Genomic DNA, 13,672 nt, shown 5'->3' on the forward strand with positions numbered 1-13,672 from the left:
TTGGTAGTTTGGGAATATGGCAGCAGGGATGAGCTCATTTGCCGGGGGGCGACTTGACAACTCGGTGTGTGCCCCCCTAGTTTAGCTATCATCGCGACAAAGTACCTGAGCCGGTGCGATCCCGATTCATCGAGCGGTCGCAAATTTCGGCTCTCGGCGAACTAAGCTTTTCCCTATCATTCGACGATCGCGATTCGTGCAATTCATTCAACCTGGATCCACCGCCATCATGAACGTGGCGATCGTCGCCGACGAACCCGGATCCGGCTTGATGGACGACGGTCATATCCGATTCGAGCGGCCCATCAAGTTCGTTTCCAAGATGACTGTTGGTATTTTCCCGCTGCGACCGCGAGGGGTTAGCTGAAGGGTGCTGCCAGGCCTGTTTATGGAGGGCACGTTCCGCGGCACGTAATACTTGAGCCTCGAGTTCGCGTCCACTTAATGTCTTCAATTCTTTACCGACCGTAACTCCGAGGATTTTTTTGGAGACCTCTTTGATTTCGGCGTTCAGGTATGTCGCTTCCGCTTTGTATATCTTCCCAAACGTGTGCTTGCTGCTCTTTAGCTCCCCTGTAGCGTCATCGTAGACGGCTGAACGCTTGTTGAGGAGGCTTCGATGTGCGGAGACATCCCGACCTAACTCGTGGCCGTCCTTATCCAGCCGGGATCTATATGATTCACTGAAAGCTCCGCCAAGCTTGCGGATACTTGTTCTAGATGTTTGTCGATCCGGTGCCTTTTGTGAAGACATCGAATAGCCCATCCGTTTGCTTGCAATGAGCTCCAGATTACCCTTGTCATCGCGTTCGAAAGTCTTTTGTTGGGAGCCCTCCCGACGCGTTAAAACGCGATAAAGCCTCTTCTCCAGGCCACTCTCATAAGGACGTCCGATTTCCTCGGAAATGGGATGCAACGCCCGTCCAGTAAGTCTGCGCCGATCGATGTATCGGGTGCGCATCAGTTCACCGTTTTCGTCCCGCTCCCATTTTTCTTCGAAGGCACCGGCTTTGCTTTTGATATGTTTCTCGCTCAACACGCCGTTCTGGTCGTAGTCATAGCGACGGACACTATTCCAGTCAGACCTCTCGTAGTGAATAAGCCGAAGGGAGCCAGTTGTTTGATCTCGAATGAAAACCTTCTTCTTCTTTTTTATGAGACCCCGACTATGGGTCAATTCTCCATTGCTATCGACCCGCAGTTGCTCGCTGCGAAACGGCTTGTGGGCGATCACACCACGGAAATCTGCATCGAGCTTATTGAGGAGTTGCAGTTTCGAGGCATATTTTTTCAACGCCGGCGGCGCTTCAAGTCGCGCGCGCCTTTCCTGCGCCTCGCGTTCCACAAGGTACGCCTGCCCTAACTGATCAACCAGGCGTTCATCAGAATTGCGCGTGGTCGCTGTAGAAGATTTCTGCGGGGCTTTTTTATTTATACTGACCATTAGGTGGGCCTTCCCTGTGCACGCTTTATCGATGCTCGTTTAAAAATTCGCTCGTCAACCAAGTGCTTTCGTCGGAGAAATAATCGAATATTCAGACCAAGTTCTACCGGCTGAGATCAGAATTTGACCTCCCTCGCGGTGCCCGGGTTAAGTTCGCGCGAGCATCGCGGTAAGCCTTCTCAATCGATCCAGCGATTCCTTCCGCTTTTACCATCTGGTCGTGAGCACTGAGAGTTTCGGGAAGGAGCTCAGTGCGGATTTTTTGTTCGATCTGAAGAATGTCCGTGGCCAGTTGTTTATTGCTCCGCTCGTGCGGACCTTCGGATGTCGACGCAAGCCCCAAATGCTCCTGCGCATGGATGCGTTCGTCGGCGTAGAGTCTCGCAAGCTGGGGTCTCTTCGCCATTGCATCGAAGATTTGTGACTTGTGTTCGAGTTCCAACTGGTTGTGCGCCGCTGCAATCGCGTAGGCTGCATAATGGCGACTGTCGTAGTTGATAGGCCCGTCTACCTTGAAGTATTCAATTGCTCTGTCGATAAGGCGTCTCTTGTCGGCCCTCTCGAGGTCACTCAAATGGGACGTCATCGACATAATCGCCTCCGCCTGCTCACCGCCTTCCGACATATTGAGAATGTGATTGACGATCGCTGTTTTCCTGGCGGGCGATTGGAACTTCAAAGTTGGACCAATTGTCCTGATGCGCTGGCTCGCCAGCGCAAACTCGCCAGCAGGGTCCGGTTCCGGATAGTTCGGATACTCGGCAAAGCCGTTCCGGGGTACAGCCAGGTCATACAATGCCTTGCTTGAGGCACCCAGTCGATTTACGCTTCGGTGGAACGTTCCGACATCGCTCTGATCGACCGATGCCCGAACCGACGGGCTCGCAAGTTTAAAGCTTGTGAGGTTGGCTGCCGTTTCGACTGGATCGTCGGTCGGCAGATGTTTGGCAACTTCCACCAAAATGTCATTCGGTAAGGTGGCTGCACTTTCGGTCTTATCACCACCGAGGACCGAAAGCTCGCGTTCCTGCATTTTCTGGCCGTCTTCGAGCATAACTCACACTCCAACGCGGATCAAGGATATGCGAAGTCTAACACCTGCGCTTAAGGCGTTGAATGGACATCGTGTTTCAACTGAAATTCAGGCCCTGGCGATCGATTGCACTACGGCGCGTTTTTTGCGGGGGATTTCAAAGAGTAGCAGTACAGCCTGCGGTTCAAATGCTGAACCATCATTTTTAAGCATCGATACAAAGTCCGCTAACGATGGTCATCTCCAGCTTTGTCACCGTTGTAATGCTTTGTCCCGACCGCGATCGCGCGGATCATAAACCCGTCGTTCATCAAACTCGTGAGTTGCTTTTTCAACTTCTGCGCTCGACGATTGGGCTTTCAAGGGTGAAGTGCCTATTGAGGCGGCAGTCCGGTTCAACGCGGAAACAAGCGCAGCTTTTTTCTTCCGCAACCCAAGTGTCTTGGCCTCCAGGTCCTTCTTGACGTCATAAAGGGCTAAAAACTCTCGATAGACTTGCTGCTCACGCTCGCGTGTTGGCCATCTTCCTGTCAATGCTGTTTCGCGAGCGAGTACAGCTTCTGTCTGGCCACGTGGCCCAAGGTGCAACAATTCCGGAGCTTGCTCTTTACTGGGCGGAGAAAGTACCGGATCGCGGCTTACCGTATAGTTGTAGCTAGTAGTCGCGACCTGAAGCGGCATGATAACCCCATCTGGCGTTTCGCTCTGCAGCCCGTCGTTAGCGAGCTGGTGTGCGTAGCCTAGCTGGTTTAATTGATACCCGTTTGACGCCGTTGCACCTTCCGTGGACGCAACAGGGTCCGATAGAGTTGCCCTTTGATCCGAGCGGTAACTTGCGTCATCTGGCCAGCCGCGCCCCACCAGTCGGGTCCGCCCCCTTCCCGTACCAACATGTTGTCGATGAAGTTCCTTGCATTCGAGATAGGCGGGCATAGGCCTTTCCAGCCGCCGGCCCTCTTTGGTCGAGCGCAGGGTATCGTGGACAACCTTGAACCCGAAAATATGCTCCGACTCGTATTTCCCGGTCTCGGTCGCAAGCCGAGCTCGTTCGTTTTTTCGACTTCCATAAGTGCCGATATTGTCGCTTCTCGAGCAAGCGGCTTTTTCTGGCTGAGTGGACTGAACCGTCAAACAACCCTCGTGAGACGACAGTCTTTCCGCACTTGAAATTACGTCATAGGCCGTTGCTTTAGCGCCTCGACGGCTCTTGGCACCCAGCCGTTTAACTTTGCTTACCTCGTCGAGGCGATTACTGTCGGCGATGCTGGCGGTTTGGTCTGCATCCCTCCCAGAGGGCCCGAAATATAGAGCACGTCTTGCTTCCAATTGTGCGCACGTCAGGTTTTGCACGTGAGTCGGCTGTTGTGCTGGCTCACGTGCGAGACTAGGCGAGCGCGCTTCCGGTTGATCACCTAAACTGAGGCGGGACTTATTGGTCGTGCTTGCTTGCGACAGAAGACCAGTCGCCCCGCCATCCTCAGACGGATCATGTTCATCGGGAATCCAGGCCGCCGGGTCGAGCTCTGCCAGGCGCGCGTTCACCACCAGATTTTGCCACCGCGGCTGGGCTAGCTGCCTCCACCGTCCGTACGCCTGACGCTCCGCATCCCCAAGCAACATTCCCTCGTATAAAAAGACTGAGGAAGATGTCTTCCCGATCATCCCATTCGAAACGGCACCGCCTTCGATAGCAGCTTGGCGCGCGACTATGATAAGATCTTCCCAGGTGGGCCGGTCCGGCCTGCTCCAACGATCATGCGCAGCGCGCTCGGCTGCTCCGAGCGCCACTCCATCGTACACGAAGAACGCACGCGACACCTGCTCGGCGTTAATTGGGACGCCCGAGATGCGCCCGGACTCGTTGGAAGAAACGTCGTTGCCTGGTTGGTGTTCGCACCACGTCGGAGCAGACTGGTGCAATTCCGCAACGCGTGCGTCCACAACCAGGTCTTCCCATCCTGGTTGCGCGGGCTCGAGCCATTTTTCATATGCTAGGCGTTCCCCCTCCCCAAGCGGGACGCCTTCGTACTCGAAGACCGAGGTGTCATTTGATTCGTTGAGCCAGGTGGAGGTGTCGATTGCGTCAAGACGGGCGTCAACTATCAGGTCTTTCCAGGATGGCGGTTGCGGTTTACTCCAATTCTCATATGCTTCGCGCTCAGGCGAGCCGAGTCTCATCCCATCAAATTCGAATGGTTCAGGGAAACCGTTCTTTTGACCAATGGAGCTTGTCCGCTTACGCTTAGGCGCCTCCGATCGGAATTCCTCTTGAAGGGGACTACACTCATTCGGAATTGCAGCAGAGGTGTTTAGCTCTTCAATACGCGCGTTCACAACGAGTTGTTGCCAACTGGGCTGTCCCGGCTCCACCCATTCCTCGTAGGCATGCCGTTCCCCTTCCGCCAGAGGAACACCATCATAAACAAAAGTTGAAGAGGTACTTTCTCCGACATCGACATTCCAAGCGAAACTGTCAATCGCGTTCAGGCGAGCGCTCAGTATCAGGTCTTTCCAACTCGGCCGGTCCGCTCTATCCCATGTCTCGTACGCGGACCGCTCGGCTGCGCCCAGTCTCATTCCATCGTAAGCGAATTGCGCAGATAAATTTTCCCGGTGATCCATTTGGCCGTCAGATGGGGAGCAAGCAAAACGGTTCCAAGGCTCTTTGGGATGAAGGACAGGCGTAACCCCTGCGCGAACCTGGGGCGAGGATCTAGCCGACCCGGCGTATCCAGTTTTTGAGCTTCCCGACGGTTTCATGGCGATGTCTCATCAATTGGCAACCTTCAACGTTGGTAATGCATTCCCGAAACGGGACATCTGACGGCGCTAACAAGACTCGATCCGAAGCGGTATCACATCGAGCTTCAAGTGCCGGAGGCTGTTCTACCTCGTAGCTGGAGCGAAATGATCTGGTCGAGGAGTTCGCGCTGCGCCAAAAGAGCCGGAGCAATTTCCGGAAGCTTCTCAGAGGTTGCGGCGTCCGCGCCTTGGTATTCCCGCTCGTCATCAACTTCGTTTGAACGGGGGCGAACTTCTATTGGCATTACTCCATCAGCCACAGTTCTGTTTTGGGGGGAAACGACTTCCCCATGGTCGTTCTCTTCAATCTGCACCGGTTTTTGCGAAGTTGTATCGGCTGTTCCCTGGTCGAGCTTGCCTTCAACGAGGTTTGTGTCTCCCGGCAACATCAAAGATGCGGGCTCGGGAAGGGAACCGTGTTGGCTTTCGAAAATTCGCTTCAATATGAAATCCGAATAATATCGCACTTTTCTCAGTTTGAGGGGAGGTTGGCCTTTGATAAGGACTATTTCATAATCGTCGTCGAGTAGGCGGACTTGTTCGGCGCGCAAAAGCGGTGCTCCTTGGTCGGAGATTTGGATGTTATGATCAAACATGCGCGCTTGGCTGTACGACGTTGAGCGAGCCTGGAATGTGTAGTCGCCGATAGCTTTGGAAATGTAGTTGGGCGTCTCGTCATCAGCAGTCGCCATGAATACCTGCACACCCGTATTGCTGAGAAAATTTTGCTTACCAGCTTCATCATAAGTTCCTGTCAAAGCCGAAAGACTCTGAATAATAAACATGAAGCGGCCCTTGTAGCCGGCGATCGTCGTAATTGCCGTCTCCACAGCTTCCAGCTTGCCCAAGTGCTTGAACTCATCGAGGAGAAACAGAACTTCGTGCCGTTCATCTCCAAGTGGCAGCGATCGCTGCAGGATTGATACAACCTGCTGGAAGAGAAGACGCATCAAGGGCGCTATGACTTCGAGATCGTTCGGGCTGACACAAAGATAAATACAAGTCCTCTTCCGCCGCAGATCGTAGACGGAAAAATCCGAGGTGCTTGTAGCCGCTTTAACGAGTGGATCGGCCCAAAGATTGAGTCCGCCGTCGCCGAGCACCGATGTGTAGGATGTCAGGATTTTGGTGTCATTCCCCGCCATATTGTCGAAGATACGCTGAGCCTCTTTGTTTTGTGTTTCCTCCGCGAGTTGCGCAAATAGTTTGTACTTTTCACCCGGCTGAGCAAACAGATCGTAAACGGCACCGATCGTTGGTGTGCCGCGCTCAATGCAACTCAATATGCCTGCTACGAAAAGATCCCGTGCCCCGTCGATGAAACCTTCGGCTCCCTTGCCTTTGGCTGTGATGAGATTCGCAGCGAGGCGGCGCGTTTCTGTAAAGCGCCGTTCGGGCGGCAACGCGGCAATATCCAGCACGGGATTGTAACAATGCGTTCGCCGCTCTGGATCTAAGGGCGAGAACTTGAAAACCGCGTCGCCACTTGATTTACGCGCCCTCGATGTGAGTTCAAATAGCTCGCCTTTCACATCCAAGGCAATTACTGAGCCCTTGAAGGTTAGCAACGTCGGGATAACGACGCCGACACCCTTACCAGCGCGAGTTGGCGCGACAACAAGGCTGTGAGGTTGTTCTCCGTTACTTAGGTAGCTGCCAAACCAACGTGGTCCACATGTCTTGCCGAAGATGGGACCCGTGACGTGACTGTAGCGCCGGAGGTACCTGGCGTGCCGCATCTCGCCGGAGCCGGCCCAGCGAGCAGTGCCGTGATGTTCGCGCTCGCGCATCGATAACAGTAGTTGGCATAGCAACACGAGCGTTGACGTCGCAACGATGATGGCTAGTCCGCGATAGAACGTAGGACTTGCGTATCCCAAATAAGGCGGTGTCTCGTACAGGAACGCAAAAACGTTGAAAGTCATCATCGTTTCGCCCGTAAAGCCATGGCGAAATGTGACATAGAGACTGGCCGCACAAAACCCCACGGCCAATGAACATGCTATGCTCGCAGCCAGGCCTATTGGCGTGTACTTGCCTGAATTCATCACGTGACCACGCTCCGTTTATCCTATTGGACGGCTGTTTGCTTTACGGGCAGCTGGATCTACAGCCCATACCTTTCGCGCACGCGCGGTTCCAAGGTTCTCTTACCACCCTGCGCGTCACGGCCGTCCCCGTTCCGGCCCATCGACTGATCTGCTAACCGGTCGGCCTGTTGCGCGCGATCTTCGTTTCGTCCGTCAACAGTTTTTGCGTTTGAAGTTCCAGGTTCCCGCAGGTGGTCGTGGACAGGAGCGGGACGTAGGAACTCGATGAAAAGGTTTTCGGCGCCGTTCGCAACCTTGGAATTATAGGTTTCCGGCGTCATGTAAGCATTGGCTGGCGATTTGAGCCAAACATTTTCCGCGCCATACGTATTCGTTACTGTCGCAAGCTTTTCCAGCCTGAGAAGTTTTGGCCAAAACGCGAAGAAGGTTCCGCTATGATGCTGAACCATCACCTCTGGATTATGCACGCCTGCCTGCCGCGGGAACTCATAATCATGTTCACTTACCCGTGGTCCAGCAGGTGTATCATAAAAATATTTGCTATCGGACTTCAATCCGCTGAAGGTATTATCGGATAGACCGAGCGCTTTCATTCGTTCGTAATACTTTTCGGATCCGAGATGCAAGAGCAGCTGATTTCGGGGCATATAGGATCGTTGCGCGCTATCCGCTTTGACGAGGATCACACTGTTTTCCAACTCCTCCGCAGTCGGCCACTTCTGCAATCTTTCGAAGAGCTGCTTGCCTGTTTCAAAACGAACAACGTGCTCCCAGGGGTAAGGCCACCGCGGAACTGGCTCATTCCCGATGAGCACTTCGTCACCAAGCCGTTCAGCATCGAAAATCGCTTCCGTCGGCATGCGTCGCGGCTGGTAAGCATAGGACGCGCCAGGACCTTGCTGAATCTGATAATCTGACGAGACTTTTCGTTTCCCTTTATCCGAAACATCTCGCCGTATATCGGCACACGACGCCTTCCCGATCCGCAGTGGACCCGCAACGTCCGAGCCAGGAAGTTCCGTATGGGTAGCCTGCGGCAACCTAGGTACTCCGCTTTCGAGCGTGATAGGTGCCGCCCTGGCGGCGCTTGTTCCCGAAACGGTAGTGGGCGAGCCCGCCTCCTCGATAGCCTCGTTCAGTTTGAGCCTATGAGATTTTCCCCCGACAACCTGCTCGGAGCGAGATCTCTTCGAGCGCGGTTCAGAGATTGCGTCAATCCTTACCAGATCCTCGTCGGTCAACTCCGGCAAGCCATCGAACTTCATCTCTGATGGGCTCGGGTCCTGCCGAGAAGCTTCCTCATGGAACGCAGGATTCGTATGCCGGCCGCCGCGGCCCACGGTATAATCTTCGGCTGAGAAAGCATCGTCCAACCTGACTGGCTGAATAGTGTTCGCACCTTCCCGCCCCGTAGTCGGGCGGGGTCCAGAGAGTGCGTCGATCCGGGCTAAGTCCTCTTTGGTCAATTCGGGGAAGTCGTCGGACTTCATTTCTGATGGGCTCGGGTCCTGCCGAGAGGCCTCCAACCTGACCGCATGAATAGTGCGTGCAACATCCAGCCTCGAAGTTGAGCGGGCTTCGGAGAGTGCGTCGATCCGTGCCAGGTCCTCGTCGGTTAATTCCGGGAAGTCGTCGGACTTCGTTTCTGATGGGCTCGATTCCTGCAGAGAAGCCTCCTGACGGAACGCAGGATTCGTAAGCCGGCCGTCGTGGCCCGCGGCAAGATCCTTGCGTGAGAAGGCATCATCCAAGCTGACCGCATGAATAGCGTGCGCAGCATCTCGCCTCGAAGGAGAGCGGGCTCGCGAGAATGCGTCAATCTGCGCCAAGTCCTCGTCGGTCAACTCGGGAAAGGCGTCGAAGCGTTCCTCCGGTGAGCCAAGCGAACGAACTGAACCTTCATGGATCGATCCTGAAGCTGTTTGGCCACCGGTTTCGGTCGCGTCGTCGGAATAGGCACTGTCGGCGAGGATTTGGGTGCTTTCGACGCTGGCGGACCCTGCCTCAGTGCTTAAATTCGTAGCGGCTACGTCAGGAGGAACAACCTGAGTACTGAGCGGTGAACTGCTGTCGGCGAGCAAATCAAGGTCATCTAACCCTGGCCAAGATAAGCCTTGTTGGATCGACGGAAGGCTATTGGTCTCGCTATCCCCGCTTTCTACCATCCAATATGGTGCGCCGTCGAATGTTTCTTCAGGCTGGCCCTCTCCAGGAATGATCACATCATGACCTGAACCAAAAGCGCTTGTGGCAATAGGTTGTGTCGCAATTTCGTGCTGAGATTGCGTACGGCTCTCTCCAGTCCCTTCGATATTATCCAGCTCCATCCCAGACCGGTGCGGCCCTTGCGAAGCCGGCGTCGCGGTCGAGCTATCTTTCATAGCCAAAGACGCGGCAATAGTTCCCACCTGCATTCCCGAGCTGGTACTCCGCTTCGCCATTGATTCACTTTGATCACCGGTTTGCTCGTGTTCGCGCAGCTGCTTTCTTTCCCCCTTGCCAAAACGTGACGACGACGTCGCCTCGTGGTCCGCCCTGGCAGTGGACTGCATTTCAATCTCCCGCAGGTATTGCATGGCCGTACGAAAATACCCCTTGCTCCTCGGAAAGACCGCTGATTGGCCAGCCGGAGCTTCGGCTGATCTCACCGGGAGTATTTCTGCTGTATTCGGGGCATGGGTTGTCGGCCGTTGATTTTCGGGGGAAGTGCCTGGAAGGTCGCCGGCCCCACCAGTAATTAATGGCCGTAAGGAACTGGTCGTTAAGTGTTCTCTGCGGTTTTGTCGGAAGGCAGTCGACACCGATGTATCCGGGATTGGTGCGCCTGTAGCGCCTTCGTTATTCGAGTTCAACGTAGCGGAGCGGCTGAAGTCTCGACGAAATTCTTCATCTGCCATGATCGATCCTTTTCTACCTTCTGTTTCCCTCATCCCCTTGGCTGCGCCCGTCCCTTGACCGCTTACGAATGCTCGGCTCGGCGTCATCATCACGAGGACGCTTAGAATTTGGCTCTCCCTGCTGCCGGCGATCGGCTGTCGGAGGCAATGCGTCCGTAGCGATGTTGGTCTGCCCCGGGTCATCCAACGGATTTGATCCAGGGGGCTGGATCGGCGATGTAATCGGATCGTCCTGGGCAACCGGTACGGCGCTGATTGTCACTCCCGTCCGAATTCCGTCTACCCTGGTCAGTTTTGCGCCGCTCTGCTCTTCCTCATCACCGCGAGGCCGTTTTCGATGAGGCCGTTGCCGAACATCATCTTCGCTTGTTGTGTGCGTGACGGGTTCGGTTGCCAAACGATGCATGCCAGAACGGCCTTCAAGATCCTGGCCGTCTCCGGCGATGGTGAGAGGGCCGTTCCTCAAGTTGCCATCGTCCACAAAGGCTTTATCGCTGCCGGATTGAGAACGGGAATCGTTTCCAGATGATACACGATCGGGCGTGACACCGTTGCCGTTCGATCCGATCAGTGCCCGGGAACGTACTTCAGACACCGATTGCAGACCGCCGTTTCGTCGCAAGTTTTCTGACACGTTTTGAGGCAGCGAACCGTACGAAGAATTAAAAGATTGATCCGGTTCTCCGTCGTTTCCCCCAGGCGAGAATTCTTCGAAATCAATATCCTCGAAACGAATTTGATTGGCCTGCTGCCGCTCCAGGCGTCGATACTGGGCAAAAGTCATCGGCCGCTCCGAGATGCCGCGCTCAGCTCGGCTCGTCGCCTCGAGGACGACGCCATGACGAAGTGAAATCTCGGCCATTGTAATGCGCAAGGCGTCATAATTCAGTTGGGGGTGGCGCCGGGATATTTTCAGCCAGCCGTGCCCCAAAAGTTCGCGACGATTAACGACCACATGCAGATGTGGGTGATCGCGATCGATGTGAAAGGCTGTAAGATAGTTGTATCGGCCTCCCCCTGCGCCTGACCCAAACATCTCGGCTGCCCACTCCCGGCTCGCTGCATAAGCTGCTACCTGACTTGTACCGGCAGGGAAGCTTACAATAATGTGGGTCGTCAACTCCTGTTGCCTTTCCTCGTCTGGCCGACTTTCGTGATAAGTCCCGGTTTCTTGAACCCAGCTTAGGGCGAGTTCGCGGATTTCATCCGGTGGTACGAAAGTATCGAGATGTCGGGCCGAACGCTGCAGCTCCAACTTGCCCTTCCGAGATAGATACTCCAACTGGTTGATAATCTGTTGGAGGGTCTTCGTCCCACCTCCCGGCACAATGCGGATGATGACTTGAGACCGATCGGGCATCCAACAGATTCCCCCAAGTGCTACGTTAATGCTGCAAGGCGTCCGCCAGCATGGAGCAACCGTCGATCCGTCGCCGTGATACGGACAAAATGGAACGGAGCAAACCGTCGAGATCAGCGAACGATTTACCGAAAGCGTTTCGTTCAGCTTGCAGAGCGCCCAAATCCGTTGTCGGATTTTCAGCATAGGCACACAGCAGCGCGGCAATGTTGTTTGAGAGTGCTCCTATTGAATGAAGAATGGCTTCCATCATCTGACGAGTCTCTGCATCGATTTCGAGAAAGCCGGCAATGCGGCGAACCGCAACTCTTATGGCCATGCTGTCGGAGAGCCCCAGCAGACGGGCTTGGCGAGAGAAGCTCTCATATTCCGACGATCGCAAACGAGTGCTAACGACCTTGAAACCTTCAATCTTCGGGCCTTCACGCCGGTCGACAATGTCACTTGAAGTGGATTTTTCGCTTTGCGACATGGCTTGCTCCATAGAAAACGGAATGATCTGGATTTGTTCCGGAGTGAAATTCTCCAGTTGAGACTGAGGGAGCCTAGCCGCCAACAGAATAAATTCAAGAATATACTGTTCATATTCGGATCTATATAGTTACATTTGCAACTATCCTTCAATGCAATTGAAATATACTCCTGATAATTTCGCTATACAGACAGTCACACATACAAACAATGATACAGACGCACTTTCGTTCACAACGTCGCCAGGATAAACTTATGAAACTTCTGACATTTTGCTCATTTAAAGGAGGCGCCGGCAAAACCACGGCGCTCATGGGCCTTTGCGCTGCGTTTGCAAGAGACGGCAAAAGAGTGGCTCTCTTCGATGCGGACGAGAACCGGCCGTTAACGCGATGGAAAGAAAACGCGATGCGTAGCAACACCTGGGATACATCCTGCGAGGTGTACGCTGCAGAAGAAATGTCGCTTCTTGAAGCGGCTTATGAGGACGCCGAGCTTCAGGAATTTGATTATGCGCTGGCCGATACGCATGGTGGTTCGAGCGAGCTCAATAACACAATCATCGCTAGCTCAAACCTGCTTCTGATCCCGACAATGTTAACGCCGCTGGATATCGATGAGGCACTTTCGACATATCGTTATGTTGTCGAGCTGCTGCTGAGCGAGAACTTAGTGATTCCGACCGCCGTGTTACGCCAGCGAGTCCCGGTTGGCCGATTAACCACGTCACAACGCGCGATGTCAGACATGCTGGTGAATCTGCCTGTCGTACAATCTCCAATGCATGAACGAGACGCGTTCGCTGCAATGAAAGAGCGTGGCATGTTGCATCTCACATTGCTGAACACGACAAATGATCCGACGATGCGCCTCCTTGAGCGGAACCTCAGAATTGCGATGGAGGAACTCGTAACAATTTCAGAATTGATTGGCGATACCTTGGGGAATTGAAGATGGGGATCCGCAAACCTGCTTTGTCTGTCGGTGAAGCAAGACGGCTTGCTGCCGCGCGACCGATCGTTCACCCAATCCCAGCTCTTTCCTCGCAAAACTTGGCGCCTTCGCAATTACCTGAAAGAGCCGGAAAGGAAAAACGACCAGCGCCTCCTATCGCCGCCAAACGTCGTGACAACTTCGATCGGCAATCAATGCTAACGGCGGACGCCTTGAGTTCGACTGCGCCGCCGGAAAAAGTCCAGGTCTTTCTTTCGGCACGCCCCCCCGCTCCTGAGGTATCGAAGATATATGACAACTTGATTCTGCAGTACAGCGCTACCAAGGCGCTGCAGATGATCTTGCGCCGTGCGCTCGCCGATTTTGAGAACATGTTGGCGGACGGATCATTTAGCACGGGGCCTCAAAGCTACCCGATCTCAAAAGTAGTCGAAAAACCTATCGTTGTCCTGACTTCTCGCATGTTCCCGGTATCGCTGTTAGAAGTCGCACGCAATCACTTTGATCCATTGAGATTGGAGACCGCCAGGGCTTTTGGCCACAAACTGGCTACGGCCGCACTTGCATCTTTCTTTGCCGAAGAGAAGATAAGAAAAGAACGCTAATATGATGAGGCCGGTCACTTGACGGCGGTATTGTATTCGACAGCAGGCAATGAGG

9 protein-coding genes are annotated in these 13,672 nt (G+C 54.2%); 2 read left to right on the plus strand and 7 right to left on the minus strand.

The annotated features are described in order from the left end of the window. Positions 1-88: 88 nt before the first annotated feature. From PIB16_RS19595 to virD1, 7 genes are all read right to left on the minus strand, one after another. Positions 89-1,444 (minus strand): hypothetical protein, encoded by a 1,356-nt coding sequence (locus PIB16_RS19595; RefSeq protein WP_012476046.1) that lies wholly within the window; start codon positions 1,442-1,444, stop codon positions 89-91. Between the two features lie 103 nt (positions 1,445-1,547). Next, positions 1,548-2,498 carry a hypothetical protein gene (locus PIB16_RS19600; protein ID WP_077768107.1) on the minus strand — a complete coding sequence of 317 codons (951 nt, stop codon included), beginning with the start codon at positions 2,496-2,498 and terminating at the stop codon, positions 1,548-1,550. 231 nt (positions 2,499-2,729) lie between these two features. Continuing rightward, positions 2,730-5,099: a virA/G regulated protein gene (locus PIB16_RS19605; protein ID WP_236771576.1), complete on the minus strand. Its 2,370-nt coding sequence runs from the start codon at positions 5,097-5,099 to the stop codon at positions 2,730-2,732. A 245-nt stretch (positions 5,100-5,344) separates the two neighbouring features. Further along, positions 5,345-7,327: a type IV secretion system ATPase VirD4 gene (virD4, locus tag PIB16_RS19610; protein WP_012476043.1), complete on the minus strand. Its 1,983-nt coding sequence runs from the start codon at positions 7,325-7,327 to the stop codon at positions 5,345-5,347. Positions 7,328-7,386: 59 nt separating this feature from the next. Next, a complete protein-coding gene (locus PIB16_RS19615; protein ID WP_173992072.1) occupies positions 7,387-9,882 on the minus strand; it encodes a virA/G regulated protein in 2,496 nt (831 codons plus the stop codon). A gap of 358 nt (positions 9,883-10,240) precedes the next feature. Then, positions 10,241-11,587 carry a T-DNA border endonuclease VirD2 gene (locus PIB16_RS19620; protein ID WP_012476041.1) on the minus strand — a complete coding sequence of 449 codons (1,347 nt, stop codon included), beginning with the start codon at positions 11,585-11,587 and terminating at the stop codon, positions 10,241-10,243. 25 nt (positions 11,588-11,612) lie between these two features. Next, positions 11,613-12,059 carry a T-DNA border endonuclease subunit VirD1 gene (gene virD1, locus PIB16_RS19625; RefSeq protein WP_012476040.1) on the minus strand — a complete coding sequence of 149 codons (447 nt, stop codon included), beginning with the start codon at positions 12,057-12,059 and terminating at the stop codon, positions 11,613-11,615. A 254-nt stretch (positions 12,060-12,313) separates the two neighbouring features. On the opposite strand from virD1, the gene PIB16_RS19630 reads away from it, so the two are divergent. Together PIB16_RS19630 and PIB16_RS19635 are read left to right on the plus strand one after the other, a co-directional pair. Next, positions 12,314-13,009: a conjugal transfer ATPase VirC1 gene (locus PIB16_RS19630; protein ID WP_012476039.1), complete on the plus strand. Its 696-nt coding sequence runs from the start codon at positions 12,314-12,316 to the stop codon at positions 13,007-13,009. 2 nt (positions 13,010-13,011) lie between these two features. After that, entirely contained in the window at positions 13,012-13,617 is a 606-nt protein-coding gene (locus PIB16_RS19635) for a conjugal transfer protein VirC2 (protein WP_010900354.1), read from the plus strand. Positions 13,618-13,672: the final 55 nt, after the last annotated feature.

The organism is Agrobacterium sp. ST15.13.015, from assembly GCF_027871645.1.
GTDB lineage: Bacteria > Pseudomonadota > Alphaproteobacteria > Rhizobiales > Rhizobiaceae > Agrobacterium > Agrobacterium leguminum.

Coding starts and splice junctions, on each gene's coding strand:
- PIB16_RS19595 (WP_012476046.1), bottom strand. CDS start 1,444: ATGGTCAGTATAAATAAAAAAGCCCCGCAGAAATCTTCTACAGCGACC.
- PIB16_RS19600 (WP_077768107.1), bottom strand. CDS start 2,498: ATGCTCGAAGACGGCCAGAAAATGCAGGAACGCGAGCTTTCGGTCCTC.
- PIB16_RS19605 (WP_236771576.1), bottom strand. CDS start 5,099: ATGGATCACCGGGAAAATTTATCTGCGCAATTCGCTTACGATGGAATG.
- virD4 (WP_012476043.1), bottom strand. CDS start 7,327: ATGAATTCAGGCAAGTACACGCCAATAGGCCTGGCTGCGAGCATAGCA.
- PIB16_RS19615 (WP_173992072.1), bottom strand. CDS start 9,882: ATGCAGTCCACTGCCAGGGCGGACCACGAGGCGACGTCGTCGTCACGT.
- PIB16_RS19620 (WP_012476041.1), bottom strand. CDS start 11,587: ATGCCCGATCGGTCTCAAGTCATCATCCGCATTGTGCCGGGAGGTGGG.
- virD1 (WP_012476040.1), bottom strand. CDS start 12,059: ATGTCGCAAAGCGAAAAATCCACTTCAAGTGACATTGTCGACCGGCGT.
- PIB16_RS19630 (WP_012476039.1), top strand. CDS start 12,314: ATGAAACTTCTGACATTTTGCTCATTTAAAGGAGGCGCCGGCAAAACC.
- PIB16_RS19635 (WP_010900354.1), top strand. CDS start 13,012: ATGGGGATCCGCAAACCTGCTTTGTCTGTCGGTGAAGCAAGACGGCTT.